This is a genomic window from Cobetia sp. 14N.309.X.WAT.E.A4 (assembly GCF_030397495.1).
In the GTDB taxonomy this organism is placed as follows: Bacteria; Pseudomonadota; Gammaproteobacteria; order Pseudomonadales; family Halomonadaceae; genus Cobetia; species Cobetia marina.
Map to the genome: position 1 here is coordinate 181,878 of NZ_JAPNXT010000003.1, position 25,221 is coordinate 207,098.

Below are 25,221 nucleotides of genomic sequence, written 5' to 3' on the forward strand. Positions count from 1 at the left end.
TCGTCTACCGCTTTCAGTGGAGCTCAGCCTATCAGCCAAACGCAGAGCTGAAAGTCGCTAATACCCGCTTTTTGACACGCTATTCGTCTGATTGGTTACCCCGACAGCTTCGATAATGGGCACCCTGCGACAAGAGGGTGACACAACTCTCCTGCCTGCAGGCACCACCGCTGCGACCCCAGACCACGGCGCCGTCATCTTGCGCTAACCGGACATCTGCATGAGTACACCCAGCCAGTCAGCGCCCCAGGGGGCCAGCAAGCCCTCGGCGGGCAACGGCAGCCACACCGTCAATGACCTCAAGTCCCGTCTGGCGTCACTGCCACGCCTGCCCTTGATCATGGCGGCGGCGTTCTGCGTGGCCGTCATCGTCGCGCTGCTGCTATGGGGTACCCAACCACAGTGGAGCGTGCTGTACCGCGATCTGCCTGCCGATGAAGGTGGCGAGATCGTCACGCAGCTCGAGCAGGCCGGCGTGCCCTATCGTCTCAGTGATCAGGGCGCGACCCTGGAAGTGCCGGCAGACCAGGTCTATCGGCTGCGCCTGTCCATGGCACAGCAAGGTCTGCCCAGCCAGGGCGGCACCGGATTCGAGCTGATGGACACCCAGGCCTTCGGCATTAGCCAGTTCACCGAGCACGTCAATTATCAGCGCGCCCTGTCGGGGGAGCTGTCACGCACCATCGCAAGTCTCGAACCCGTCGCCAGCGCGCGCGTGCATCTCGCCCTGCCCGAGGAATCCGTCTTCGTGCGTGAGCGACGCCCGGCGACAGCCTCCGTGGTGGTCGAGCTGCATCGGGGTCAACAGCTCAAGGATCGCCAGATCCAGGCCATCCAGCATCTGGTGGCAGGCAGCGTGCAGGGCCTGGTGAGCGAGGACATCACCGTCGTGGACCAGAATGGCGAGCCGCTGTCGCGCCCGGCCGGCGATACGCTCAATCTCGATGGCAGCGCCCTGGAATATGCCCAGGCGTTGGAGCAACGTTACCAGTCGCGCATCAACGTATTGCTGACCCCGATTCTCGGACGCGACAACTTCCGTGCCGAAGTCAGCGCCCAGCTGGACTTCTCGCATTCCGAGCAGACGGAAGAACATTACAGCCCCAATCAGACCCCCGGCACTGCCGCCGTGCGCAGTGCACAGCTCAACAATGCCGGCGCGGGTGACATGGCGATGATCGGCGGCATTCCCGGAGCACTGTCCAATACGCCACCGGGTACCGCCGCCTCGCCCATCAATGCCGCGGATGACACCGGGGATGAGGGTGACACTGCCGCCAGCCACGCAACCGATGAGGAAAGGGATGGTAACTATCAGCACAGCTCGATCACCAACTACGAGCTGGACAAGGTCGTGCGTCATACCCGTGAGCGACTGGGGCGACTGGACAAGCTGTCGGTGGCGGTGGTCGTCAATCACCGAGGCGTGACGGATGCCAACGGCAATGTCACCTCCCGCCCGCTGGATAGCGAAGCGCTTGAGCAGATCAAGGCATTGGTACGTCAGGCCATGGGCTACAGCGAGCAGCGTGGCGACAGCCTCAGCGTGATCAATGCACCCTTCGTGATGGCAGGCAGCGCCGACGTGAGGCCGGATGACATTGCCGAATGGTGGCAGAACCCTGAACTCCAGGCGCTGGCCATCGAACTTGGCCGCTACCTGATCATCCTGATCGTCGCCTGGATTCTGTATCGCAAGCTGCTGCGGCCGATTCTGCAACCTCAGCAGAGCAATTCCCGGGCAACTACAGAACATGACGAAGCCATGGTGGATCAGCTTATGGCCGACAGTCTTCAGAAAAGTGATATGAGCCCGCCGGGCATGGCGCCTTACCCTAGTGCACAGAACATATCGGAAAACGCTTCTGCTTATCATCATGACCTGAAGAAGGCACAGGATATGGCCCGCAAGGACCCTCGCCTGGTCGCCATGATTCTCAAGAACTGGATGAGTCACCATGAGTAAGTCTCTGAGCAATCTGGAGCGCAGTGCTGCGCTACTGATGAGTCTGGATCAAGATACTGCAGCCGAGGTCTTCAAGTTCTTCTCGACTTCAGAGATCCAGAAACTGAGCACGACGATGACTCACTTGCCTCAGGTGTCGCATCAGCAGATGTCCCAACTACTTGAGGATTTTCATGCTGATAGTCAGCAGTTCAGTGCAGTCAACATGCTATCCCGAGACCACATCCGCTCAGTACTGATCAAGGCATTGGGTCAGGATCGTGCCAGCACGCTATTCGAAGATATCTTCGCAAGCACAGGGCAGAGTAATGGTCTTGAAACGCTCAATCTGTTGGAGCCAGCACTGGCCGCCGAAATGATTGGCGACGAACATCCGCAGATCATTGCCACCATCATGATTCACCTTGAGCGTCATCAGGCCTCACAGATTCTCGAACAATTCGAGGAGGCCTTGCGTCATGACATCCTGTTGAGGATTGCTACCCTCTCAGACATCCAGCCAGTAGCGATACAGGAATTGAACGAAGTATTGGCCAACCTGCTCGATGGCCAGGATCTGAAACGCAGCAAGACAGGTGGTATTCGGATTGCTGCCGAGATTCTCAATCTCATGCCCAGTCAGTACGAGGAAAGGGTACTTGAAGCCATTCATCATCATGATGAAAGCCTCGCCAAGTTAGTCGTCAATGAAATCTTCGTTTTCGAGAACCTCTCCGACCTGGAAGATCGAGCCATTCAACTGTTGCTCAAGGAAGTGGACAACGACACCTTGGTAATAGCCTTGAAAGGGGCCAAGGAAGACGTGCTACAGAAATTCCTGCAGAACATGTCGCAGCGTGCCGCAGAGATGCTCAAGGACGACATGGAAGCGCGCGGCCCGGTGCGTGTCACCCAGGTCGAGGCAGAGCAGAAAGCTGTTCTGGACATCGTTCGCCGCCTGATGGACAGCGGCGAGATCGTGATCAATTCGAGTGGCGAGGCCTATGTCTGATCACCTCACCAGCAGCGCAGATGACGGCTGGCAGCCGCTGGAACTCGAGTCGCTGGACACGGCGCTGGAAGCGCGGCCAGACGCCACCGGCACGCGACAGGCAAGCACGAGACAGACGGGGGCAGGCACTTCTCCGGATGCGGAGCTGCTCAGACGCATGACGCAACGGGCACGTGCCACGCTGGAAGCGCAGCGCCGCCAACTCGAACAGGCCGCCCATGAAGCAGGCTACGCCGCCGGTGAAGCGGCCGGCTATCAAGCCGGGCTGGAGCGCGCACGCCAGCAAGCACAGGCGCAGGCCGAACAGCAGGACAAGGCCGCTCGACAGGCGTTGGCCGAGCAGCTGGCTCAGGTCACGCCGCTTGTCCATCACCTGCAACAGTCATTGACCTGCCTCGAGGAGCAGATCGGCGATGAGCTGGCGGCCCTGGCCGTCAGTGTCGGTCGGCATCTGGCCAGAGAGGCGTTCCGCGCGCACCCCGAGCATGTCGTCGAGAGCGTCCGCAGCCTGCTGGCCGCGGATCCACCGCTGCTCGGGCGCCCTCGCCTCTATCTGAATCCGGCGGATCTGCCGCGGGTCGAGCAGGCGATGGGCGCCGAACTTGCCCGCCTGGGCTGGCAATGCCTGCCGGATACCAGCCTCAGCGTCGGTGGCTGTCGTGCCGAGGCGGACAGCGGCTGTCACGATGCCAGTCTGGAAAGCCGACTGGCACTGCTGTCACGCCAGCTGCGCCAGCGCGCGGCCCCCACGGATGACACCACGGCAGGCGCACGTATCCTGCACCTGGAGCCTTCGCTGCAGGAGCCCCCCGAGAACGCCTTCGCGCCATCACAGGCAGCGCCGGCGGCGTCATCGCTGTCGTCTGACACCCTCGGGCGTCTGCCCTCATGAGCGATTCTGCCTCTCAGCAATGGCGCAGCGCCATGCAGGCCATCCGTCAGCGCGTCGAGACGCTGGAACCCCAGCTCACCACCGGGCGTCTGGTGCGTGCCACCGGCCTGGTACTCGAAGCCGTCGGCCTGCGGCTGCCAGTGGGTGCCAGCTGCCTGATCGAACTGGGGCCGGGCATGTCGCCGGCAGAGGCCGAGGTGGTGGGCTTCGCCGACCAGACCCTCTACCTGATGCCCATCGACCCGCTCAGTGGCGTGGCGCCGGGTGCCAAGGTCATCCCCCTGGGGCATGGCAATGTCGGCGAACGTCGCTATCCGGTCGGCGACGCCCTGCTGGGGCGTGTCGTGGATGGCGTCGGCCGACCGCTGGATGGATTGGGGCCGCTGGAGGACGTCAGTCATGCGCCCTTGGAGGGACAGCCGCTCAATCCCCTCGAACGCGCCCCCATCGACACGCCGCTGGACGTGGGGATTCGCGCCATCAATGCCCTGCTCAGCGTTGGCCGCGGGCAGCGTATGGGGCTGTTTGCCGGCTCAGGGGTCGGCAAGAGCGTACTGCTGGGGATGATGGCCCGCTTCACCAATGCCGATGTCATCGTGGTCGGTCTGATCGGTGAGCGTGGTCGCGAGGTGCAGGAATTCATCGAGCACACGCTCGGCGAAGAAGGCCTCAAGCGTGCGGTGGTGGTCGCGACCCCTGCTGACATGACCCCCCTGCATCGACTCAAGGGGGCCAGCTACGCGACACGCATCGCCGAATCCCTGCGCGATCAAGGCCGGGATGTGCTGCTGATCATGGATTCGCTGACCCGTTACGCCATGGCGCAGCGCGAGATTGCCCTGGCCATCGGTGAGCCACCGGCCACCAAGGGCTATCCCCCTTCCGTGTTCGCCAAGCTGCCGGCACTGGTGGAACGCACGGGCAACGGCCGGCGTGGCGGCGGGTCTATCACCGCCTTCTATACCGTGCTCACCGAAGGGGATGATCAGCAGGACCCGATCGCGGACAGTGCCCGCGCGATTCTCGATGGTCATATCGTGCTGTCGCGGCGCATCGCGGAGAGCGGGCATTACCCGGCCATCGATATCGAGGCCTCCATCAGCCGCGCGATGTCCGCGGTGGCGCCGGAGCGCCAGCTGACTAGAGCCCGCCGCTTCAAGCAGCTGTACTCGAGTTATCAGCGCAATCAGGACCTCATCGCCATCGGGGCCTACCAGCCGGGCAGCGACAAGACCCTGGACAACGCGGTGCGCCTGCATGAGCCCATGGGGCATTTCCTGCAACAGGCCACTTCACAACGCGCCAGCCTTGCCGATAGTACTGACATGCTGGAACAGCTGCTGGCCCAGCAGTGACGCGGCTGTGTCGCGTCAGCGCTGCGCCTTTCGCCATCACGAGGGAACGTCACGCATGACCCTATCCACTTCACGCTTTGACACCTTGACCCGGTTGAGCGAACGCCGCCGTGATGGTGCCGCACGCCAGCTGAATCAGCAGCGTCAGCGCCAGGACTCCGCCGCCAGCCAGCTGGCGACGCTGGAACAGTATCGACTCGATTATCGCCAGCAAATGCAGCAACGCCTGGCCCAGGGTCTGGACCCGGCCAGCTGGCAGAATTTCCAGACCTTCATCGCCTCGCTGGACAATGCCATTGCGCAGTGCCGCCAGCGTGTCGCGATGGAGACGTCGCAGACGACCGCCCGGCATCAACGGCTGGTCAGCGAGCAGCGCACCCACGCGGCCTGGCAGGGCTTGGCGGAACGCGCCGCCCTGGAGACCAGTCGCGAAGTTCGGGCAAGCGAGCAACGTCGCAGTGACGAGATGGCCATGCAGGCCTGGCGGCGCCACGCCAGCCTCTGAGCCATGTGAGTGACGGCACGATCACTGCGCGTATTCCGGCGCATCAGGGAGAGCTTGCATGACCGATAGCCCCAGCAACCTGGCCACGACAGGGCCTTCCTCGTCGTCGATGGCCTTTTCAAACAGCCAGCCGCGCAATGCCCGGGTCAGTCCCCCCGGTCAGGACTTCGAGCAGCATCTGGCGCAGGCTCGCAGTGAGGAGCAGCGCAGTGCGGAGCAGGCTCAGGAAGCTCGCCTGCAATCCCGCCATCAGCGAGCGCAGGCGACGAACGACGAGTCAGCTCGAGCACTCGAGGATGATCGCGCCGCCAAGGCTGACTCAAGTGCTGATTCAAGCGCTGACGCCACGACTGACGAGACCTCTCGAGATCTTGCAGGCGCCACCGCCAGTCACGAGGTCGAGCCCCGCCATCCCTCCGATGACACCTCGGACCTCAATGGCGCGATACAGCACATGCAGGCCCTGCAGGAGATGACGGCTCAGGCCCGATCATCCTCCGGCTCCACCACGCCGGATGCGCTCGCGGGCGCCAACGGGCAGCAGGCCCAGGCGTCTCTTCCGCGCAGTGACTGGTTCACCTCACTGCGCAGCGGCAAGGTCGGTGACATCAAGAGCGAGGCAGGCAAGGCCTCGGGCACACTCACCACGCCTCCCCCGACAGACACGCCGCCCCTGTCGTCCCGTATATCAACCGACGCCGTGAGCCGTGCACTCACTGCGCTGACTCCCGCAAGCCTGACTCAGGGCGAGGCGGGACCGTTCACCGCGCTCCCCGGCGAGGGAGGTGTCGCGACGGGGTCGCCGAGCCATCAGGTCGCGCTATTTTCCGGCATGCTGGGCGATGCCAGCAGCGCCTCCGGTGGTCACTCACTGGCTGGCATGCCTCTCGCGGCCCCCGGCATGGCACCGCAAGGCATGCTGCAAGGCACTCTTCACGGCGTGTCCCCCACTGTCGGCAGCCAGGCCTGGCAGCAGTCCCTGAGCGACCAGGTGGTGCGCATGCAACTGAGCCGAACGCCCCAGGCGGAGCTGACGCTCAACCCGGCGGATCTCGGCAGGCTCAGCATTCACCTGAGCCTTGGCGAGCAGACGACCAGCGCGCACTTCGTCGCCGCGCATCAGCAGGTGCGTGCCGCGGTGGAAGCGTCCCTGGCGGACCTGCGTCAGGCGCTGGATGCGCAGGGTCATGCCCTGTCAGAGGTCACCATCAGTGGCGAGGACGATTCCGCTGCTCAGTTCCACTGGGGCGATGGCCAGCAAGGTGGGCGTGATGACGGCCATGGCGAGCGACAGTCCGGCGAGCACGCTCCCCTTTGGGCATCACGCACCGGAGGAGCCCCCTCATCAGACACTCACGACCGCCAGGCCTCCTCCCTTGGAGACCCGGCGCTTGCGAGCCGCCAATCCTCCGACCTGACGCTTGCCGCGCTCTCCTCTGGTCGCGAGTGGCAGGCATGATCTGCGGGATGAACTTGCGTGACGACATCGTGCGAGCAGAGGCCCCCGCGCCTGACCTGAGGCGCAGATGATACGACCATCACCCAAGTAAGCCCCCAAGCGTGGCCTTATTCCGCCCTTCGGCCTGGTGCCCGTCGGGCATACTGGCGCCAGCCACCGACCCCGGAGACCTTGCATCACGATGTCATCGACCACCGCTTCACAGGATCCATCCCGTACCTGGCTGATGATCGGTCTGATCAGCATGGTGACGGCCGTGATTGCTGCCCTGGCAGTGGTCTATTTCGCCTTGCCGGTCTTCAGTGACCGCCAGGCGAGCGAGGCGGACGACACGCCGGACGTCGTGGTCGAAGCGCCCCCCGTCTTCCTGCCGCTGGCACCGTTCACCGTCAATCTGGAGAGCCCGCGAGGTAATCGACTGCTCTATATCGGGGTGACCTTCAAGCTGGCCGACGAGGACGCCTCACGCCTGGTACAGTCACGCCTGCCTGAGCTCAAGAGCCGGATGTTGCTGTTGCTGTCAGGCCAGAACCCGCAAGAGCTGACCAGCCAGTCCGGCAAGCTGGCGCTCCAGACCACGCTGCGTGACGAGCTGTCTCGTCCCTACAGCGAAGGGGGCCAGCCACTGGCCATCACCGGCGTGCTCTACAACGACTTCATCGTGCAGTAATCCTCCATGGCTCAAGACGACCTGCTATCCCAGGATGAAATCGACGCGCTGCTCTCCGGTGTCAATGGAGAGCACGGCTCGGAGGCTGCCAAGGCCCCCGAGAAGGAGCGTATCCGCCCTTTTGACCCCGCACGCCAACACCGCGTGATCCGGGACCGTCTGCATGCGCTGGACATCATCAATTCACGCTTCAGCCGCCAGTTCCGCATGGGACTGTTCAATCTGATTCGGCGCGGAGCCGACATCACGCCAGGGCCGGTGCAGTTTCTCAGCTACAACGAGTTCTCGCGCAACGTGCCGGTGCCCACCAACATCAACCTGTTCACCATGAAGCCCCTGCGCGGCACCTCGATGCTGGTCTTCCCGCCCAGTCTCGTCTTCATGGTGGTCGACAGCCTGTTCGGTGGTGATGGCCGCTTCGTGACCAAGTCCGAAGGCCGTGAATTCACCCGCACGGAACAACGTGTCATCCAGCGCCTGATGAGATTGGCCCTCACTGCCTATCAGGACGCCTGGTCGGGAGTGTTTCCGGCAGAGCTTGAGTACCTGCGCAGCGAGATGCAGGTCAAGTTCGCCAATATCACCAGCTCCCCCAACGAGATCGTGGTCTGCACCGGCTTCCATCTCGAGGTGGGCAATCACAGCAGTGACTTCCAGATCTGCCTGCCCTACTCGATGATCGAACCCCATCGTGAGCTGCTATCCAGCCCGCTGCAGGAAACGACCGCCGAGGGCGACAGCCAGTGGAACGAGCGACTGCGGCAGGAAGTCCGCGCCACCGATGTCGAGCTGCATGCCGATTTCTGCACGCTGGAAACGACGCTCGGGGCACTGGCGGAACTGGCGGTTGGTGTCGTCCTGCCCATCGAACGCCCGGGCACCGTCAATGCCTACGTCAATGGCGTGCCAGTCCTGGAAGCCGGTTTTGGCAGCTCCAACGGGCATCGTGCCCTGCGCGTGAGCCGCATCATCAATCACCCGATCAATTCCGCATACGAGGACACCGGCGATGAGTGAGCCCAATTCGCCCGAAGAGCACCCGTCACCCGAATCCCCGGGAGATGCCGGATCGTCAGCCTCGGGCCAATCCCCCGATGATCCCTGGGCGGAAGCGATGACTGAACAGATGGGAGAGGAATGGGCCAAGGCCATGGAAGAGCAGGCGCCGAACGCCAGCGCCGCGCCAGGCTCAAGCGACATCTTCCAGCCGCTGGATGGCTCTGGAGGTGAGACGAGACCGCGTGAGCTGGACATGATCATGGATATCCCGGTCAAGATGACCGTGGAGCTCGGACGCACCCGCTTGACCATCAAGCAGCTGCTGGAGCTTTCCCAGGGCTCGGTGATCGAGCTGGATGGCCTGGCCGGTGAGCCGATGGACATCCTGATCAATGGCTATCTGATCGCCCAGGGCGAGGTCGTCGTGGTCGAGGACAAGTACGGTATCCGCATCACGGAAATCATCACTCCCAATGAGCGGGTACAGAAGCTCAACCGCTGAGGCTGTCTCTGCATGTCTGCCACTGCTCCCATATCCGCCGCGCTCTCGGAGTCTGATCTCGCCGAGACGACCACTGCCGCCACCGACGCCCCCCCTGCGGGTGACATCCTCGCGGGTGGCACTACCGCTGCACACACCACGCAGACGCTGGCCCCTACCGAGCCCGGCTTCCGGCATGACCCACAGGAATCGCCGCTCGGGGCGGCGAGTCTTGCCACCACGGGGCTTGCGCTGTCAGGGGTGATCGCGATGATTCTGCTGCTGGCCTGGCTGGTCAAGCGTCTGGGAGCCGGGGCCGGTGTTCACGGCACACGCGTACCGCTCCGCGCCCTGGCACGCCTGCCACTGGGCCACAAGCAGAGTCTGGTAGTGGTCGAGGTGGGGCATCAGCGCCTGATGCTGGGGGTGGGGCCGCAGGGCGTCAGCCATCTGGGGGATCTCGACGAGCAGGCACTCCCCGAGAACCTCGACTGCCAGTCCGGCGGCGAGTCTGGGTCTGATGCCGCAGGCAAGCAGGGCTTCGCGGCGCTGTTGCAGTCACGTCTGACGAACAAGGCGGTCGAACGATGACCGCGACATGCCACATCCCCCGGCCAGCCGGCCGCGGGACGGCGACGCTCATCAAGGCGGGGCTTGCGATCCTGTTGACCATGACCAGTCTGCCAGTCAACGCCGATGTCCTGACGGGGCTGACCAGCCAGCCATTGCCCAACGGTGGCGAGCAGTGGTCGCTCAATGTCCAGACATTGATCCTGTTGAGCGGGCTGGCGATGCTGCCGGCGGCGCTGCTGATGATGAGCGCCTTCACTCGCATCATCATCGTGCTGGGGCTGCTGCGCACGGCCATCGGTACCCAGTCGGCTCCCCCCAATCAGATTCTGGTCGGCATCGCGCTGTTTCTGACCTTCTTCATCATGTCGCCCGTCATCGAGCGCATCCATGACGAGGCCTGGCAGCCTTACGACAGCCAGCAGATCGGCCTTCAGGAAGCCATCGAACGCGGCGGCGTGCCGCTGCGGGAGTTCATGCTCGGCCAGGTGCGTGAGCCTGACATCGCGCTGTTCGCGCGCCTGGCAGAACTCGATGAGATACAGGGACCACAGGAGGTGCCTTGGCGTGTCCTGTTGCCGGCCTTCGTGACCAGCGAACTGAAGACGGCCTTCCAGATCGGCTTCACGCTGTTCGTGCCCTTTCTGATCATCGACCTGGTGGTGGCCAGCGTCCTGATGGCGCTGGGGATGATGATGGTACCGCCTGCCACCATCTCGCTGCCCTTCAAGCTGATGCTGTTCGTGCTGGTCGATGGCTGGCAGCTGTTGCTGGGGTCACTGGCCGACAGTTTCTACTGAGCTCTCGACGGAGGTTTCCTCTGATGTCGCGAGTGAGCTGGCTGGCCCGGCCCTCCCGCTGGCCAGCAGCACCGGCCCTCTGTGTCTGATCTTCTTTACATTTTCATCTTCGTCTCATCTCCGTCTTTTCTCCGCCTCATCGCCCATGGAGTCGCGCATGACACCTGACGTCATCACCAGTCTGGCCTCACATGCCATGTACATCACGCTACTGGTGGCAAGCCCGCTGCTGGCCAGCGCGCTGGTGATCGGGCTCGTGGTCAGCCTGTTCCAGGCCGCCACGCAGATCAACGAGATGACACTGTCCTTCATCCCCAAGATTCTCGGCGTCTTCGCGGTGCTGGTCGCGGCGGGCCCCTGGCTTCTGGAGACGCTGCTCGACTTCACGCGCAGCGTCTTCACGGGCTTTCCGCAGTTGATCGGCTAGGCTGGGAGCGCGCATGGACGGGTTGGACCCGAATCAGCTCCAGGCGATGATCGTCAGTGTCATGTGGCCCTTCGCGCGCCTGTCAGGCTTCATGCTGATCGCGCCGATCTTCGGGCACCGGAGTCTGCCGACCCCGGTGCGACTGCTGATGGCGTTCGGCCTGGCCGTGATCATCGCGCCATTGATCGACAGCCCACCGGCACCGGACATGCTGGGGCTGGTGGCCGTGTGGCAACTGGCACTGCAGATGGCGGTCGGCATGGCACTGGGTCTGGTGATGCGCATCACCTTCGCCATCGTCGAGGCGGCGGGGGAATTCATCGGTCTGCAGATGGGGCTGGCCTTCGCCAGCTTCTTCTCGGAGGACACCGGCACCAACACCCAGGTGCTGTCGCGTCTGCTGGGCATGCTCGCGATGCTGCTGTTTCTGGCCTTCAACGGCCATCTGCTGGTGCTGGAAATTCTGGTGGGACATTTCCATGACATCCCGCTGGATCTCGCTCGGCTGGGGCCACCGGGACTGGAAAACCTGCTGCTCTGGAGCGCCAGCCTGTTCAGCGCAGGCCTGCTGCTGGCATTGCCACTGGTGGCATCGCTGCTGGCCATCAATCTGGCCATGGGCGTACTGAACCGCTCGGCGCCGCAGCTATCCGTCTTCTCCATCGGCTTTCCGCTCACCCTGCTGCTGGGCATCGCCATGCTGTGGCTGATGATGCCCGGCATGACGGATTGGCTGTCGCTGCTGTTCCGTCAGGCGTTGAGCGCCCTGCAGGCCGTGCATGCAGGGCTGGGAAGCGGTCTGTGAATCAGCGCAGATAATCGAACAGCGACATCGAGGAGATCTCGGAAAAGGCCTGCTGGGAGGCCTGCAGCCCGACCTGAGCCAGTGAATAATCAGAGATCGCGGCATTGTAATCCAGGTCGATCAGGTCAGAGCGTGTGGCGGCATAATTGATTTCGCGGTCATCACCGATGAGATCGAGAGCGTCCAGTTCATTGAGCTTGGTGCCGACATCGGCGCGTACGGTCAGCACGTTGTCGAGACTGTTGCGGAACTGGCGACTGGCGCTCGCGATGGCATTGTCGAACGCGGCTTGATCCTCGTCGGTCTCGATGGGCGTCGCCAGTGCCGTGATGAGGCTGTCCAGATTGGCGAAGACCTCGGCGCTGGCCTCTCCCTCCTCGACCACCAGCTGCGTTGCCTTGCCGGACGCCTGAGCCTCAAGCACCTGTTGCTCATCACCGGACAGCGTCATCGACAGGCCATTGAACGCAAGCGTCATGCCATCGCGGAACGCCACCGGTGATGCCAGCGGGTCGCCATCACCATCCAGCATCGTGACATCCGCACCGTCGGCATCGGTGATCGTGACGCCAGTCGCATCGATGTCGATGGTGTAGGAAGCGCCATCGACACGCGCGCTCGAATCGATCAGCTCCGGCCCCTTGAAGGTGATCGGCAATGACGACTCGCGGCTGCTGGTCTGGATCGCCAACGACTGGCTGCCGGATGCCACGCCAGCGAAGATCTGGCTGCCGGTGTGATTGACCTCCATCAGGCGCGAGCTGTCGACGCGCTGCTGGCGCTGCTGGTCATCTCCGCGATAGGTGCCGTCCTCAGCGAAGGGCGCCGTATCCCCCTGCAGGCCACCGAACAGATAGTTGCCATTGCCATCGGTGCTGTTGGCCAGCCCCAGCAGCACGTCACGGCTGCCTTCGATCTCGGTGGCCAGCGCGTCGCGATCGCTGTCACTGAGGGTGCCATTGCCTGCCTGGACGATCAGGCTCTGGACACGCGTGATGGTATCCGTGACCTGTTTGAGCGTACTTTCCTCGAGGGACAAGGTGTTGCGCGCCGTGGTCCGACTGTCGCTGAACTGCTCATTGACGGCCTGTGCCTGCGAGATCGTCACTGCCTGACTGGCGGCACTGGGGTCATCCGAGGGATTGACCACGCGCTTGCCGCTGGCGAGCTGCTCGGACACCTTCGAGAACGCGGCCTGCTGCTCCAGCATCGAATTGACGCCCTGGGCATAGAGGGTTTGGGTACTGATGCGCATCACGACCTCGTTAGCGGATGTTCAGGAGGGTATCCAGCACCGTCGCCGCGGTCTGGATGACCTGAGCGTTGGCCTGGTAGAACTGCTGATAGCGAATCAGGTCCGCGGCTTCCTCATCGAGGTTGACCCCTGACACCGACTGCTCGGCGGCCGTCAGCTGCTCGGTCAGGCTCTGTTGCGCCTCCAGATTGACCTGCACCAGCCGAGTCTGATTGCCGACCTGGCTGACCAGCGAGGCGTATTGATCATTGAAGCTGCCGGCACTGCCCAGCGCGTCGCTGCTCTGCAGCTGCTGCAATGCCAGGATATTGCGGTTGTCGAGGCTGCCGCTGCTCTCGCCCGCCGCGATGTCAGCGCCGTCATCGATCGCGACCCCAAACGTCGCCGCAATCTGGCGTGTCGGCTGGATGGTGAAGCTGTCACCCTCCTGCATGTTGGTGGCCGAGAGGATCAGACCCTCATGTTGCATCAGGCCTTCGCTGTCCGGACTCAGACTCTCCACTGTGCCATTGCCCAGATTCTCGAGCCGGTATTCCCCGCCCTCCAGGCTCAGGCGATAGTCATCACCGGTCAGCGCGACACTGTAGAAGTCCTCACCCTCCTTTAGGGTCGCAGGAGCGAACTCGACCTCAAGCGCCGCATCGAGGGTGTTGCCGCTGGCGGGCAGGACCTCCGGCGTGCCGAGCGTGAAGAAGTCGCCGCCGGCGTCACCATTGGCATCGATCCCGTCGCCATGCTGGGCATTGAAGGTCAATGCCAGACCCGCCGCCAGTTGCCCCAACTGATTCTGGGCCGGCGCCAGACTCTCCTCACGAAAGCCCAGCAACCCGCCCAGCGTGCCGCCCTCAAGCTGGCCCTCTTCGAGACTCATCGGCATTCCCGGGGCCGCGCTGTAATTGACCACCACCCGACTGGCATCCTGTGGGTCCACCACCGCGACAAGATCATGGCTGTCGCTGCCATTGACCAGCAGCTGACCGTTGCCAAGGCTGATGCTCAAGCGCCCGTCCTGCTCCTGCACGTCGACACCCACCAGCGATTGCAACTCGGTGACCGCCTGATCACGCTGATCCAGCAGCCCCAGCGGCTCTTCTCCGGTGCGCGCACGCGTCATGGAAATCTGCTCGTTCAGCGAGGCGATCTGGGTGGTGGCGTTGTTGATATCGCCGACCACATCGCCGATTCGCGCATTGACACCGGCATCCATCTCATCGAGATACCCCGCGAAGGCATTGAGTTGCCCGGCCAGGCTCTCCGCCGTGCCCAACATGCTCTCGCGGGCGGCAGGGTCGCCCGGCTGGCTGGCGACACCCTCGATGGCAGCGAAGAACTGCTGCATCAGAGGCGCCAAGCCAGCCTCTTCATCCGCCAGCAGATTGTCGATCTGGCTGAGATTGGCCTCACGGGTTTCCAGCGCCGCGCTGGCGCTCAGCGCCGAATCCAGCTGCGCCGAGAGATACGCATCCGTCTGGCGACTGATGGAAGACACGCTGACGCCAGAGACCGGGCTGGCCCCCGGCCCGCCACTCAGTTCCACCGTCTCGCGGCTATAACCCGGCGTATAGACGTTGGCGATGTTGTTGCTGTTGGTGGCAAGCGCGGTCTGGGCGGCCTGCAGACCACTGACACCGATACTCAACATGCTGCTGGCCATGACGTTTACCTGAAGCGAATGAAGAAGACAGTGGGAAGATGGGCACTCTGCCGCGACGTGCCGGGCATGCCTGACTATCGGCCAGTGCTGAGCGAACTTGAGTCACGACCTACTCCAGTAGCCCTCGAGAGGTCGTTATCGCAAGCGGAATCGCTCCGCTCTGCGAAGGCGTTGCCGCCGAGGCTGTCACCGGCATTGCCGTGTCATCGGCGAAGAGGGGCCTGGCCTCACCGGCGTCGCGCTGCCACAGCGGTGCGGAGGCAGCCAGCCATCCCGGCCCTTGAGTGTCCTGCGAGGCGCTGGCGGTTGAGGTGCCCTGGAGGGAGCGCTCCACCTCCGAAGACGGCAGCACGTCACGTGACGCCAGGCGAGGCGATGAAAGCTCGCGATCACCGCTGGCATCCAGCGGGCCGACACGTTGCATGATCGAGATCAGCTTGTCGGCATAGTGAGGGTCGGTGGCATAGCCTGCCGACTGCAGGGCACGCGCGGCGCTTTGCGCATCCGGTGACCGGGCGACATGGGCATAGCGCTCGGCCCCGCTCAGCAACGCGGCGTGGTCACGCAGCGCACTGGCCTGATCCGGATAGACCCGGAAGCTGTCTTCCAGCTGCAGCCGACGTCCCTCACGATATTCCGTGGTCAGTACCGTGGTGCTGTCCCCCTGCCAGCCACTGCCGGCCTTGATCCCGAACAGGTTGTGGCTGTCCTGGCCGTCCTCGGTGTGGATGCATCGCTCGCCCCAGCCGGTCTCGAGTGCGGCCTGCGCCAGGATCAACTCAGCCGGCAAGCCGCTTTCACGACTGGCTGCGCGCGCCGCTGGCGCAAACTCCGCCACGAACCGCTGGACGTTGTCGGGTTGCTGACGCTGGTGCGCGTTGAGCATCGACACATCAGCGGCCGAGCGTGCCGTCTGATGGCCTTGTGAAAGTCGCTCAGCACCCGCCCCGACAGCTCCATGAGGTATCTCGGCATAGAGTCCCTGAACCTCCCGACCCGCCGATACCACCTCCAGCATCGCCATGAAGCCGCCAGGCGAGTCTGCGCCTTCGGCTTCCACCGCTGACAGCCAGTTCGCGTCCGCCACCCCCTGCGCAGCGCCAACCTCCTTGGCGACGAGATCAGAGGCAAGAGCGTGGGCAGACTCACTGGACGATGTCTCAGGCGGGGAATCACCGCCAGCCGTGCCTGCCCGGGAGGACAGTTGCTGAATCAGGATCCGCGAAAGCCCCACCCCCTCCCCGACACTGGCCAGCTGCTGTGAGAGCTGCTGATCCAGCATCGCGGTCATCATCTCCTGCTGCTGGGAGCCGGTCAGCGCTGAGCTTTCGGTCGCCGAGCGCATCTGCTTGAGCATCATGTTGAGCATCAAGGCTTCAAATTGACGGGCGCTCTCCTCAAGAGCCTGCTGTTGCCGCTCTCCGCCACTCGTGGCCGCCCCCTTGAGACTCGCAAGTCCCTGGGTATCGAAGGCCAGACGCCCGGCATCCACGCCGGCATTGCTCGTGGACAGCCCCATCAGATCACCTCGAGATCAGCACGCAGCGCGCCAGCTGCCTTGAGCGCCTCGAGAATCGAGACCAGATCCTGCGGGGTGGCCCCCAGGGCATTGAGACCGTCGACCACCTCGGAAAGGCTGGCCGTCCCCTCGACCATGCGCAGCGCACCGCCCTGCTGGTTAACGCTGATATCGGGGTCGTTGACCACTGCCGTCTGTCCCTGAGACAGCGGCGCGGGCTGACTGATCACCGGATTGGCATCGATCACCACCGAGAGGTTGCCGTGGGTGACGGCGGCACGCGCCAGGCGCACCTCGGAATTCATCACCACCGAGCCGGTACGGGCATTGACCACCACACGTGCGCGCGGCACGCCCAGTGACACCTCGATATTTTCCAGCCCGGCGATGAAACCGACCCGCTGGCTGATATCGCGTGGCGCCTGAATCACGATGTCCCGATTGCTCAACGGCGAGGCCAGCGAGCCACCGAAGTGTCGATTGATCGCAGTAGCGACGTTCTGGGCATGATTGAAATCGCCCTCGAACAGATCCAGATGAATCACGCCATTCTCATCGCCGAGTCGGGTGGGCACACCGCGCTCCACCGTCGCCCCGCCAGGAATGCGCCCTGCCGTGAGCTGATTGACCTGCACGCTTGAGCCACCCGCCTGGGCCCCGGCGCCCCCGATGATCAGATTGCCCTGCGCCAGCGCGTAGACCTGGCCGTCCACCCCCTTGAGCGGCGTCAGCAGCAAGGTGCCGCCACGCAGACTCTTGGCATTGCCAAGCGAGGACACCACGACATCGATGGGCTGACCGGAACTGGCGAAGGCCGGCAGGCTCGCGGTCACCATCACCGCAGCCACGTTCTTGAGCTGCATGTTGGTGCCCGACGGAACCGTCACCCCCAGCTGGGAGAGCATGTTGGTCAGACTCTGCCCGGTGAAGGGGGCCTGGGTGGTCTGGTCACCACTGCCATCGAGTCCCACGACCAGGCCATAGCCGACCAACGGGTTGTCGCGAACGCCACGTACCTGCGCGAGGTCCTTGATGCGGTCGGCCTGCACCGACTCCAGGGAGAACAGCAGGCCGGTCAGCAGCAGACAGGCAGAGAGTGCTGCGCGCAGTCGCACGGGGAGTATCAGCTCAAGCATCGGAAAGCGGCTCGTCAAGAAAGGTCATGGTGGGAGGACACCCTGTCAGGCTCACGCCGGGCGGCACCATCAGAACGGTGCCAGATTCAGGAAGAAGCGCTGCATCCAGCCCATGTTCTGGGCCTCATTGATATAGCCGTCGCCCACGTATTCAATGCGTGCGCTGGCCACCTGGGTGGACTGCACGGTGTTGGCCGAGGAAATCGTGCGCGGGTTCACGACCCCTGAAAAGCGGATCGACTCGGTGCCCTGATTGATCGCGATGCGCTTCTCGCCACGCACCTCGAGATTGCCGTTGGGCTGCACCTGACTGACCGTCACGGTGATGGTGCCGGTGAAACTGTTGTTGGCATTCGAGCCACCGCTGCCGGTGAAGTCGTTGTCGCCCTCGATATCGGCATCGGTACCATCCAGCAAGCCGGTCATGAAGTCGGGAATGGCGCTCAGCGAGAAGCCGACGCTGCCATCGCGACTCGCGTTGCTGGCCGAGCTCTTGCTGGCACTGACGTTCTCATCCAGCAGAATGGTGATGATGTCGCCGATGGCACGCGGGCGTCGGTCCTCGAACAGCGGCTGATTGCCATAAAGCGGCTGGAAGATGGCGCCATTGGCCATCGGCTGGGGACGCGGCTGCAGCGTGGATTCCAGCGGCGTGGTGTCCACCAGCGGCTCGCTTGGGACATAGGCGCAGCCAGCCCCCAGCAGCATCGCGCCCAGCAGGCCCACGATTCCTGCTCCACGCACAGACGCCCGCCGCACGGCCTGCCGTGACGCCTCTACCCTGCTCACCAGATCACACGAAAGCGCCATGCCAGAACCCTTACATCTGGACCAGACGCTCGAGCATCTGATCGGTGGTGGTCACGGCCTTGGAGTTGATCTCGTAGGCACGCTGGTTCTGGATCATGCCCACCATCTCTTCCACCACGTTGACGTTGGAGGTCTCGACGAAGCCTTGATAGAGCGTGCCAGCCCCATTGAAGCCGGGCACGCTGTCGCTGCGTGGCCCAGAGGCGTCCGTCTCGGAATAGAGGTTCTCCCCACGACTGAAGAGGCCAGCGGGATTGATGAAGGTGGAAAGCTGCAGCTGCCCGACTTCGGTACTGTTGGTCGCGCCCGGCTGGGTGACACTGACCACGCCATCCGAGGCGATATCCACGCTCAGCGCATTGGCCGGGATGACGATCGCCGGGTCCAGCGGATAGCCACTGGCCGTCACCAGCTGGCCAGTACTGTCGAGCTGGAAGGACCCATCGCGGGTATAGGCGCTGGTACCATCCGGCAGCATCACCGCAAAGAAGCCCTGCCCGTTGATGGCGACGTCCTTGGAATTTTCCGTCTGTTCCAGATTGCCCTGGATATGCAGGCGCTCGGTGGCCACGGTTCGCACCCCTGTCCCCACCTGCAGGCCCGAGGGCAGCTCCGTGGTGGCGGATGAAGCCGCGCCCGGTTGGCGAAGATTCTGATAGAGCAGGTCTTCAAATACCGCGCGCGAACGCTTGAAACCATTGGTCGAGACGTTGGCCAGATTGTTGGCGGTCACGTCCATCTGCATCTGCTGAGCTTCAAGGCCGCTCTTGGCCGTCCATAGGGCACGAATCATCTAATGGGCTCCGCAATCAGGCTTCGGTGTCAGTCGAGACCAAGCAGGCTATTGCCCCGCTCGGCCATGCGCTCTGCGGTCTCGATGCCTTTCATCTGCATCTCGAAACCGCGGGCATTGTTGATCATGGCGACCATGGCGTCGGTCGCCGAGACATTGCTGCCTTCCAGCGCTCCCGAGACGACACGCACCTCGGGGTCCGCCACCAATGGCGCGGCCGGCACCCCCTCGGCGGTCAGCGGCTGGCGAAAATAGCCGTCCGCCCCACGCTCCAGCGGCAGCCCACCGGGCACGCTATCGGGGTTGACCAGCTTGAGCTGTGCCTGCAGCACCATGGTGTCCGGTGCATCCGCCGCCGAACGAGCGCTCACGCCACCATCCGCGGCGATGTGAACGATGGCATTGAGCGGCAGCGCGATCGGCCCGCCATCGCCCATCACCGGCAAGCCACCCGATGTCAGCATGCCGTCGGCGTCGATCTGCAGGGCGCCGTTGCGGGTATAGCGTTCCTCGCCATCCGCGCCCTGCACGACCAGCATCCCCGGGCCGTCGAGGGCGACATCCAGCGCACGTCCGGTGGACTGGATCGTGCCCTGTGCCATGGAGGCCCCAGAGGTGGTCAGCTGACTGGACACCCGCGTCGGCAGGCCCTCGCCCTGGACATCCACGGCGCGTGACAGGGTCAGCATCTCGCGAAAGCCCGTGGTGGAGACATTGGCCAGGTTATGCCCGGCGACATCCTGCGCCGCCAGACTTCGCTGGGCACCGCTCATGGCGGTGTAGAGCATCCTGTCCATCACCGACTCCTCCTTTCATCAATCGTTGCGGTCAGTCGCCGCCAGTCACAGTGGTCAGGCACGGCGGTCAGTGGCCAGGTGCCGCCACCACACCGTGTCGCGACACATCACCCTTCAGCGCGGATCAACGCAGGTTGATCACGGTCTGCTGGACTTCATCCTGGACCTGGATGGTCTGGGCATTGGACTGGTAATTGCGCTGAGCGACGATCAGATCCACCAGCTCCGTGGTCAGGTCGACATTGGAGGCTTCCACCGCGCCGGACACGACATCGCCGAAGACACCCTCCCCCGGCACGCCCACCAGCGGCTCACCGGATTCCGCCGTCGCCAGCCAACCATTGTCGCCATTGGGCCTCAGCCCCTGATCATTGGCGAAATTGGCCAGCGCGATGGTACCCAGCGTCTGCTTGAGCTCGTTGGAATAGCTGCCGATGACCCGGCCATCATCCTCGAAGGACACCCCCACCAGGCTGCCCGAGGTATAGCCATTCTGGGACAGCGAGGTGACTTCATAGTCATTGGCATACTGGGTGCTGCCGGAGAGATCGATGCTGAAGTTCAGATCCTGCGCCCCATTGGAGAGGGCATAGGTCATGGCCGTGGGGGTGTAATCCGCCAACTGACCATTGGCGGCGAAGCTGATCTGCTCGACCTGTGCATCGAACTCGACCGTCGGCGCCGTGCTGCCGGCATTCACCTGTGACTGGTAGTCGGCCGACTTGCCCGCGAAATCCATCACATGCTGGACATCCCAGGTGTTGTTGCCGGTCTTGGTATAGAAGGAGGTCACCACATGCTCGCCGCCCAGGCTGTCATACACCGTCATCGCCGAGGCGTAGTCATAACTGGCGGGGTCCATGGGATCGAAGGTAGTGGAGGTGGTCTCGGCCTCGGCGTCCAGATTGATGGAAACCTGCGCGCCGAAGATGCTGTTGGCCAGATTGTCCTGGGTGGCGCTGGCGGCCAGCGGCGCCGTCGGCACCTGCAGCACGACCGGCTCCCCGGTGACTCGCTCGCCCGCATAGCCCGTCAACTGAGCGCCCTGTGCATTGACGATGAAACCGTCGGCATCGATGTTGAGCTGGCCATTGCGCGAATAGACGACCTGACCGGTACTGTCGGCAAAGCGCAAAAAGCCTTCTCCGGAGATCGCCAGGTCCAGATCACGCCCGGTGGTTTCCAGGGACCCTGTCGAGAAATCCTGAGAAATGGTGGCGACCTGCACCCCGATACCCGCCGCCTGAGAGCTGGCGTAGAGGTCCGCGAACTGGGTCTCGGATGACTTGAAGCCCACCGTTTCCGAGTTGGCGATGTTGTTGCCGATCACATCCAGATTGGTCGCGGCAGCACTCAAGCCGCTCAATGCCTGTGAAAACGCCATGATCTGTCCCTTGTCTCGCTATGTGAATGAGATCCCGAGCAGCATCGTGATACTCGGGGTGGCCGCAGCCTCTTTCCAGCGGCGCGTGTCGAGGGCTCAACGACTCGCCTCCCGCGCCGGCGCATGAGCTCAGAGCACCTGACGCACGGCCGCAAGTTCCACCACCCCAAGCTGCGGACCAAGGTCCAGCTGAGCCCCGCTCTCGGATTGATTGACGCCACTGACCACGCCATAACTCAGTGTCTGCAAGTCGCTGTAGGGCTCACCGCCACGCTCGGCACTCACCGCCAGCTGGTAGGCGCCATCCCCGGCCTGACTGCCATCCTCCAGCAGACCATCCCAGACGAAGCCATGGATGCCGGCGTCCAGGGCCCCGAGTTCGAAGGTCTTGACCACGCTGCCATCCGCGGCGAGCACCTCGACCCTGGCATCATCCACCGCTCCTTCAAGCTCGATCCCGAAGGGCGTGGAGGTGGCATTGCCCACCAGCACGGCATCGCCAGCGACCAGCACGCCCTTGTCGATCAGGCTGGCGGCCTGCAGGGCCTCGCTGCTGGAAATCTGGGTGGTGATGCTCTCCAGGGTCGTGTTGAGCTCCTCGATCCCGCTGACCGTGCTGATCTGAGCCAACTGCGCCGTGAGATCGGAATTCGAGACCGGGTCCATCGGGTCCTGGTTTTGCATCTGTGCCACCAGCAACGTCATGAACTGATCATTGAGCTCCTCGGTGCCGCTGGCAGACACGGCGCTGGCAGCCGCGCTCGAGGGGGTGGTGGAGGTCTGGTTCAGGCTGCTGAGCAGACTGGTATCTAGCGTCGCCATGCGATTACCCGGTAGCGGAGAAAGCGGTCAGAAGGCAGAAGCGAGGGGCAAGGCATCCCACGCCCGGGCTCACTCACCCAGCGTCAGTGTCTTGCGCAGCAACGACTTGGAGGTATTGAAGACCTCGACGTTGGCTTCATAGGATTTGGAGGCGGCGATCATGTCGACCATCTCGGCGATCGGGTCCACGTTGGAGAAACTGACGTAGCCCTGCTCGTCCGCCAGCGGGTGATCAGGACGATATTCCTTGCGTGCCGGCGCATCACTCAACGCCACCGAGCTGACCTGTACACCGCCCATACCGGCGCGCTGATCGAGAGGCTGGCCGAGAGTCTGACCGGTGAAGGACGAGTTCATGCCCGTCAGGGCAGTGGCGGCCTGATTGGCCTGACGGGCAAGCGGTGCATATTCAAAGACCACCTGGCGGGCCTGATAGGGCTTGCCGTCGGGCCCGGCGACGCTGTCGGCATTCGCCATGTTGCTGGCGATGGCATTGAGTCGCTGGGATTGCGCCGCCATCGCGGAACCAGCGACATGGAAGAGACTGAAATCAGGCATCAGCTGTTCTCCGATTGCATGGCCAGACGCAGGCCCTGGATCTTGCCGGTCAGCAGCTCAAGACTGGCTTCGTAATGCAGGCTGTTGTCGGCGAAACTGACGCGCTCGACGTCCATGTCCACGGTATTGCCATCCAGACTCGGCTGGGTGGGCACCCGGTACATGAGCTCGACGCCGGCCAGCGTTGCGGCTCCCTGCGCCGCCTGATGCCCGGCCCGCGGTGTAGCCAGGGAAAGGGCCGCAGGCGCGCCCGCGCTGGCGGACGTCGCCTTGGCGAGCGCCGAGGAAAAGTCAAAATCCCGCGCCTGATAGCCCGGGGTATCGGCATTGGCGATATTGCTCGCCAGCACCTGTTGACGCTCGGCGCGCAGGCCCAGCGCCTGCTGATGAAAACTCATGAGGGCATCAAGTCGATCAAACATGGGGTATCCCGGCCTTGCACCCTGGCGTGTCGGCCATGGGTGATGTCCATTGATCAGCTCACCATCGGGGAGCTTGACTCAAGCAGGAATGAGAATAGTCAGCCGGCGCGAGGATGAAGGTAGGAACAAGCCCCTTTATCGGGGCTATTTCTGGTAATGCCCGATCGGTGGGCGTCATACAATCGTGTCACGCTCGGTTTGCATGCCGATGGCCGATGACAGATGGCCAATGGCCGATGCCGATCCCCGACAGCAGACACCGTCGACGGCAGGCCCTCCAGCCAAGAACAGTTCTGCGGGGCAATCCGATCACGACATGAGAGAGAGCATGACGCCGACTTCAGCAACTACAGCCTCCCACTGGCGCAGCGCAGGACTCGCCCTGCTCGTCGGGTGGGGACTGTGCGTGCCGACCGCCCATGCCGCGCCCTCCTCGTCGCCGGCACCGACACCTGAGCAGGCATTGCGTCACCAGCTGCAGGCGTTCTTCGCCACCCCCGAAGGCGACACCGTCACGATACGCCTGCCCAAGGATGCCCCGCTCGGCACGCCCGACAAGCCGGGCGTGCAACTGGAAGTTCGACGTCTTCCGGCACGCCTGGCTGACTGCATGCCGGCGACGCTCAGCGCCTATCCAGATGGCCATGACCGCCTGTCACCGGGCCTCAAGCGCCTGCAACTGGCATGTCCCGATGGCCAACAACACCTGCTGAGTCTGCGCCTGGAACGCTTTGACTGGCGCATGAGCGCCGCCCGAGCACTGGCAAGCGGAACCCCCCTGACCGCACAGATGCTGCGCCCGCGGCTGACGGCACTTGGCAAGCTGCGCGGCGAGGGTTTCGCGCAAGCCGGGCAACTGGCAGAATTTTCCACTCGCCGCCGCTTGCGAGCGGGGGACGTCATCCGCGACAGTAGTGTGCAAGCCATCCCGCTGGTGAACTTCGGGGATACGCTGACCTATCAGGTGGATGGCAAGGGCTTCAGCATGCAGCGCAGTGCGCGGGCTCTGGAGTCCGGTGCACTGGATGACCGCATCCGCATCGAGCTTTCGCCCGGCCACTGGGTGCACGCTCGAGTGATCGGTCAGCGTCTGGTCGCCCCCTGAGCCGATGTGTCCGCCTCGCTCACGAACACGATGGCTCTGGTACCCGACGTCCCAGATGGCTCATCGAGGCTAAAGCTGGCTCGCCAGCCGCCGATACTCGATTGGAGTGCAGGATGGATGCCTGCGCTCGCAAAGGCACCGCGACACGTCCGCCTCTCATCAGCTGAAGCGGACGCCCATCATCACAGAGGACAGGCCATGAAGATCGAACACGGCGGCCCCCTGCAGCGCAGTGAGACTCACGGCACCCGTGAGCTGCGCCCGCAGGCAAACCAGGAGACGGCGACCACCACGCCAACCCCCGGCGACTCCACCCAGGTCGAGTTGTCGAGCAGCAGCATCGATGCCGGACAGGATATCGACCAGGCACGCGTGGACAGTCTCAAGCAGGCCATCGCCGATGGCAGCATCAAGATCGATGTCGATCGCATCGCTCAGGGTCTGATCGACGCCTTCGAGGGTGACGCATGACCCTCACGACCGCTTCCCCCCTTGAGCTCGAGGCGATCTTTCATGGCCTCGAGCATGAGCTGAAGCACTTCATCGCCCTGCTGGAGCAGGAACAGCGACTGTTGGGACAGCGCCAGCCCCAGACCAGCGCACTGGATGAGATACGCCAGGCCAAGCTGGCCAACGCCGGCCGACTTGAGGCGCTGGAAACTCGCCGACGTGACTGGCTTGCGCAGTCAGGTCTCTCCAATGACCCGCTGGAACTGCAGACGGCACTGGCCGGACAGCCGCAGCTGGCACAAACGTGGTGGCAACTGGTCACCCTCACTCGCCGCGCCCAGGCGCGCAATCGCCTGAGCGGAGATCTGATCCGCCAGCGCATGGCGCTGCACAGTCGGATTCTCGACAGCCTGCATGAGCGGGCACCCGGGCACTATGGTGCTGATGGCCGCCCCGGCGCTGCGCCTGCACGGCTGAACGTCTCGGCGTAAGCTCCCGCGTCGCGCTCTCCCTTGTCATGCAGTCCCTCGACGCCCCTCACTTGCCTCCTTGCCGTTCTCACTGTCCTTGCGGCTTTCACCGCCCATGAAAACGAC

27 protein-coding genes are annotated in these 25,221 nt (G+C 63.6%); 16 read left to right on the top strand and 11 right to left on the bottom strand.

Translation table 11 applies throughout. From position 1 onward, the window contains the following. Positions 1-220: 220 nt before the first annotated feature. The 13 genes from fliF (at position 221) to fliR (ending at position 11,920) form a co-directional block, all read left to right on the top strand. A complete protein-coding gene (fliF, locus tag OW493_RS06010; protein WP_289863591.1) occupies positions 221-1,966 on the top strand; it encodes a flagellar basal-body MS-ring/collar protein FliF in 1,746 nt (581 codons plus the stop codon). After that, positions 1,959-2,957: a flagellar motor switch protein FliG gene (fliG, locus tag OW493_RS06015; RefSeq protein WP_191237032.1), complete on the top strand. Its 999-nt coding sequence runs from the start codon at positions 1,959-1,961 to the stop codon at positions 2,955-2,957. The genes fliF and fliG overlap by 8 nt, the downstream gene beginning before the upstream one ends. Then, positions 2,950-3,849: a FliH/SctL family protein gene (locus OW493_RS06020; RefSeq protein WP_289863592.1), complete on the top strand. Its 900-nt coding sequence runs from the start codon at positions 2,950-2,952 to the stop codon at positions 3,847-3,849. The genes fliG and OW493_RS06020 overlap by 8 nt, the downstream gene beginning before the upstream one ends. Then, positions 3,846-5,204 carry a flagellar protein export ATPase FliI gene (gene fliI / locus OW493_RS06025; protein WP_077376276.1) on the top strand — a complete coding sequence of 453 codons (1,359 nt, stop codon included), beginning with the start codon at positions 3,846-3,848 and terminating at the stop codon, positions 5,202-5,204. Before OW493_RS06020 ends, fliI begins: the two co-directional genes overlap by 4 nt. 55 nt (positions 5,205-5,259) lie before the next feature. Next, positions 5,260-5,709: a flagellar export protein FliJ gene (gene fliJ, locus OW493_RS06030; protein ID WP_127735356.1), complete on the top strand. Its 450-nt coding sequence runs from the start codon at positions 5,260-5,262 to the stop codon at positions 5,707-5,709. Between the two features lie 58 nt (positions 5,710-5,767). After that, positions 5,768-7,168 (top strand): flagellar hook-length control protein FliK, encoded by a 1,401-nt coding sequence (locus OW493_RS06035; protein WP_289863593.1) that lies wholly within the window; start codon positions 5,768-5,770, stop codon positions 7,166-7,168. Between the two features lie 181 nt (positions 7,169-7,349). After that, positions 7,350-7,838 carry a flagellar basal body-associated FliL family protein gene (locus OW493_RS06040; protein ID WP_289863594.1) on the top strand — a complete coding sequence of 163 codons (489 nt, stop codon included), beginning with the start codon at positions 7,350-7,352 and terminating at the stop codon, positions 7,836-7,838. 6 nt (positions 7,839-7,844) lie between these two features. Next, on the top strand, positions 7,845-8,855 hold the full coding sequence (gene fliM, locus OW493_RS06045; RefSeq protein WP_289863595.1) for a flagellar motor switch protein FliM: 1,011 nt from the start codon (positions 7,845-7,847) through the stop codon (positions 8,853-8,855). Next, positions 8,848-9,339: a flagellar motor switch protein FliN gene (gene fliN, locus OW493_RS06050; protein ID WP_084208643.1), complete on the top strand. Its 492-nt coding sequence runs from the start codon at positions 8,848-8,850 to the stop codon at positions 9,337-9,339. Before fliM ends, fliN begins: the two co-directional genes overlap by 8 nt. A 12-nt stretch (positions 9,340-9,351) precedes the next feature. Further along, on the top strand, positions 9,352-9,909 hold the full coding sequence (gene fliO, locus OW493_RS06055; protein WP_289863596.1) for a flagellar biosynthetic protein FliO: 558 nt from the start codon (positions 9,352-9,354) through the stop codon (positions 9,907-9,909). Positions 9,910-9,989: 80 nt separating this feature from the next. Continuing rightward, positions 9,990-10,688, top strand: coding sequence for a flagellar type III secretion system pore protein FliP (fliP, locus tag OW493_RS06060; protein ID WP_279875085.1), 699 nt, complete (start codon positions 9,990-9,992; stop codon positions 10,686-10,688). A 157-nt stretch (positions 10,689-10,845) separates the two neighbouring features. After that, the gene (gene fliQ / locus OW493_RS06065) at positions 10,846-11,115 is read left to right on the top strand and encodes a flagellar biosynthesis protein FliQ (protein ID WP_077376253.1); all 270 of its coding nucleotides are present in this window, start codon (positions 10,846-10,848) and stop codon (positions 11,113-11,115) included. A gap of 13 nt (positions 11,116-11,128) precedes the next feature. Next, positions 11,129-11,920: a flagellar biosynthetic protein FliR gene (gene fliR, locus OW493_RS06070; RefSeq protein ID WP_136937775.1), complete on the top strand. Its 792-nt coding sequence runs from the start codon at positions 11,129-11,131 to the stop codon at positions 11,918-11,920. A gap of 1 nt (position 11,921) precedes the next feature. Here fliR and flgL read toward each other — a convergent pair whose 3' ends face one another. The 11 genes from flgL to flgB all read right to left on the bottom strand — a co-directional run bounded on the left by flgL (position 11,922) and on the right by flgB (position 23,070). After that, the gene (flgL, locus tag OW493_RS06075) at positions 11,922-13,175 is read right to left on the bottom strand and encodes a flagellar hook-associated protein FlgL (protein ID WP_289863597.1); all 1,254 of its coding nucleotides are present in this window, start codon (positions 13,173-13,175) and stop codon (positions 11,922-11,924) included. Positions 13,176-13,185: 10 nt separating this feature from the next. Continuing rightward, the gene (flgK, locus tag OW493_RS06080; RefSeq protein ID WP_289863598.1) at positions 13,186-14,829 is read right to left on the bottom strand and encodes a flagellar hook-associated protein FlgK; all 1,644 of its coding nucleotides are present in this window, start codon (positions 14,827-14,829) and stop codon (positions 13,186-13,188) included. A gap of 109 nt (positions 14,830-14,938) precedes the next feature. Next, entirely contained in the window at positions 14,939-16,348 is a 1,410-nt protein-coding gene (flgJ, locus tag OW493_RS06085; RefSeq protein ID WP_289863599.1) for a flagellar assembly peptidoglycan hydrolase FlgJ, read from the bottom strand. Beyond that, positions 16,348-17,484, bottom strand: a complete 1,137-nt coding sequence (locus tag OW493_RS06090; RefSeq protein WP_077376238.1) for a flagellar basal body P-ring protein FlgI — start codon at positions 17,482-17,484, stop codon at positions 16,348-16,350. The genes flgJ and OW493_RS06090 overlap by 1 nt, the downstream gene beginning before the upstream one ends. Before the next feature lie 69 nt (positions 17,485-17,553). Next, positions 17,554-18,192 (bottom strand): flagellar basal body L-ring protein FlgH, encoded by a 639-nt coding sequence (locus OW493_RS06095; RefSeq protein WP_127736814.1) that lies wholly within the window; start codon positions 18,190-18,192, stop codon positions 17,554-17,556. A gap of 112 nt (positions 18,193-18,304) precedes the next feature. Continuing rightward, positions 18,305-19,087, bottom strand: coding sequence for a flagellar basal-body rod protein FlgG (gene flgG / locus OW493_RS06100; protein WP_077376232.1), 783 nt, complete (start codon positions 19,085-19,087; stop codon positions 18,305-18,307). A gap of 29 nt (positions 19,088-19,116) precedes the next feature. Then, positions 19,117-19,884 carry a flagellar basal body rod protein FlgF gene (locus tag OW493_RS06105; protein WP_136938391.1) on the bottom strand — a complete coding sequence of 256 codons (768 nt, stop codon included), beginning with the start codon at positions 19,882-19,884 and terminating at the stop codon, positions 19,117-19,119. A gap of 124 nt (positions 19,885-20,008) precedes the next feature. Further along, positions 20,009-21,268 carry a flagellar hook protein FlgE gene (gene flgE / locus OW493_RS06110; protein ID WP_136937769.1) on the bottom strand — a complete coding sequence of 420 codons (1,260 nt, stop codon included), beginning with the start codon at positions 21,266-21,268 and terminating at the stop codon, positions 20,009-20,011. A 129-nt stretch (positions 21,269-21,397) separates the two neighbouring features. Further along, positions 21,398-22,090 carry a flagellar hook assembly protein FlgD gene (locus OW493_RS06115; RefSeq protein ID WP_077376223.1) on the bottom strand — a complete coding sequence of 231 codons (693 nt, stop codon included), beginning with the start codon at positions 22,088-22,090 and terminating at the stop codon, positions 21,398-21,400. A gap of 69 nt (positions 22,091-22,159) precedes the next feature. Next, the gene (gene flgC, locus OW493_RS06120) at positions 22,160-22,648 is read right to left on the bottom strand and encodes a flagellar basal body rod protein FlgC (protein WP_084208632.1); all 489 of its coding nucleotides are present in this window, start codon (positions 22,646-22,648) and stop codon (positions 22,160-22,162) included. Beyond that, complete coding sequence (gene flgB / locus OW493_RS06125) at positions 22,648-23,070, bottom strand: flagellar basal body rod protein FlgB (protein WP_077376218.1); 423 nt, start codon at positions 23,068-23,070, stop codon at positions 22,648-22,650. The genes flgC and flgB overlap by 1 nt, the downstream gene beginning before the upstream one ends. A 328-nt stretch (positions 23,071-23,398) precedes the next feature. Here flgB and flgA point away from each other — a divergent pair, with 328 nt between their 5' ends. From flgA to OW493_RS06140, 3 genes are all read left to right on the top strand, one after another. Further along, positions 23,399-24,175 carry a flagellar basal body P-ring formation chaperone FlgA gene (flgA, locus tag OW493_RS06130; protein ID WP_289863600.1) on the top strand — a complete coding sequence of 259 codons (777 nt, stop codon included), beginning with the start codon at positions 23,399-23,401 and terminating at the stop codon, positions 24,173-24,175. Positions 24,176-24,373: 198 nt separating this feature from the next. Continuing rightward, positions 24,374-24,646, top strand: a complete 273-nt coding sequence (gene flgM, locus OW493_RS06135) for a flagellar biosynthesis anti-sigma factor FlgM (protein ID WP_289863601.1) — start codon at positions 24,374-24,376, stop codon at positions 24,644-24,646. Further along, positions 24,643-25,116, top strand: coding sequence for a flagellar protein FlgN (locus tag OW493_RS06140; RefSeq protein WP_289863602.1), 474 nt, complete (start codon positions 24,643-24,645; stop codon positions 25,114-25,116). Before flgM ends, OW493_RS06140 begins: the two co-directional genes overlap by 4 nt. Positions 25,117-25,221 lie beyond the last annotated feature (105 nt).

Excerpts from the sequence above, each read along its gene's own strand:
- fliF (WP_289863591.1), top strand. The coding sequence starts at position 221 with ATGAGTACACCCAGCCAGTCAGCGCCCCAGGGGGCCAGCAAGCCCTCG.
- fliG (WP_191237032.1), top strand. The coding sequence starts at position 1,959 with ATGAGTAAGTCTCTGAGCAATCTGGAGCGCAGTGCTGCGCTACTGATG.
- OW493_RS06020 (WP_289863592.1), top strand. The coding sequence starts at position 2,950 with ATGTCTGATCACCTCACCAGCAGCGCAGATGACGGCTGGCAGCCGCTG.
- fliI (WP_077376276.1), top strand. The coding sequence starts at position 3,846 with ATGAGCGATTCTGCCTCTCAGCAATGGCGCAGCGCCATGCAGGCCATC.
- fliJ (WP_127735356.1), top strand. The coding sequence starts at position 5,260 with ATGACCCTATCCACTTCACGCTTTGACACCTTGACCCGGTTGAGCGAA.
- OW493_RS06035 (WP_289863593.1), top strand. The coding sequence starts at position 5,768 with ATGACCGATAGCCCCAGCAACCTGGCCACGACAGGGCCTTCCTCGTCG.
- OW493_RS06040 (WP_289863594.1), top strand. The coding sequence starts at position 7,350 with ATGTCATCGACCACCGCTTCACAGGATCCATCCCGTACCTGGCTGATG.
- fliM (WP_289863595.1), top strand. The coding sequence starts at position 7,845 with ATGGCTCAAGACGACCTGCTATCCCAGGATGAAATCGACGCGCTGCTC.
- fliN (WP_084208643.1), top strand. The coding sequence starts at position 8,848 with ATGAGTGAGCCCAATTCGCCCGAAGAGCACCCGTCACCCGAATCCCCG.
- fliO (WP_289863596.1), top strand. The coding sequence starts at position 9,352 with ATGTCTGCCACTGCTCCCATATCCGCCGCGCTCTCGGAGTCTGATCTC.
- fliP (WP_279875085.1), top strand. The coding sequence starts at position 9,990 with ATGACCAGTCTGCCAGTCAACGCCGATGTCCTGACGGGGCTGACCAGC.
- fliQ (WP_077376253.1), top strand. The coding sequence starts at position 10,846 with ATGACACCTGACGTCATCACCAGTCTGGCCTCACATGCCATGTACATC.
- fliR (WP_136937775.1), top strand. The coding sequence starts at position 11,129 with ATGGACGGGTTGGACCCGAATCAGCTCCAGGCGATGATCGTCAGTGTC.
- flgL (WP_289863597.1), bottom strand. The coding sequence starts at position 13,175 with ATGCGCATCAGTACCCAAACCCTCTATGCCCAGGGCGTCAATTCGATG.
- flgK (WP_289863598.1), bottom strand. The coding sequence starts at position 14,829 with ATGGCCAGCAGCATGTTGAGTATCGGTGTCAGTGGTCTGCAGGCCGCC.
- flgJ (WP_289863599.1), bottom strand. The coding sequence starts at position 16,348 with ATGGGGCTGTCCACGAGCAATGCCGGCGTGGATGCCGGGCGTCTGGCC.
- OW493_RS06090 (WP_077376238.1), bottom strand. The coding sequence starts at position 17,484 with ATGCTTGAGCTGATACTCCCCGTGCGACTGCGCGCAGCACTCTCTGCC.
- OW493_RS06095 (WP_127736814.1), bottom strand. The coding sequence starts at position 18,192 with ATGCTGCTGGGGGCTGGCTGCGCCTATGTCCCAAGCGAGCCGCTGGTG.
- flgG (WP_077376232.1), bottom strand. The coding sequence starts at position 19,087 with ATGATTCGTGCCCTATGGACGGCCAAGAGCGGCCTTGAAGCTCAGCAG.
- OW493_RS06105 (WP_136938391.1), bottom strand. The coding sequence starts at position 19,884 with ATGGACAGGATGCTCTACACCGCCATGAGCGGTGCCCAGCGAAGTCTG.
- flgE (WP_136937769.1), bottom strand. The coding sequence starts at position 21,268 with ATGGCGTTTTCACAGGCATTGAGCGGCTTGAGTGCTGCCGCGACCAAT.
- OW493_RS06115 (WP_077376223.1), bottom strand. The coding sequence starts at position 22,090 with ATGGCGACGCTAGATACCAGTCTGCTCAGCAGCCTGAACCAGACCTCC.
- flgC (WP_084208632.1), bottom strand. The coding sequence starts at position 22,648 with ATGCCTGATTTCAGTCTCTTCCATGTCGCTGGTTCCGCGATGGCGGCG.
- flgB (WP_077376218.1), bottom strand. The coding sequence starts at position 23,070 with ATGTTTGATCGACTTGATGCCCTCATGAGTTTTCATCAGCAGGCGCTG.
- flgA (WP_289863600.1), top strand. The coding sequence starts at position 23,399 with ATGACGCCGACTTCAGCAACTACAGCCTCCCACTGGCGCAGCGCAGGA.
- flgM (WP_289863601.1), top strand. The coding sequence starts at position 24,374 with ATGAAGATCGAACACGGCGGCCCCCTGCAGCGCAGTGAGACTCACGGC.
- OW493_RS06140 (WP_289863602.1), top strand. The coding sequence starts at position 24,643 with ATGACCCTCACGACCGCTTCCCCCCTTGAGCTCGAGGCGATCTTTCAT.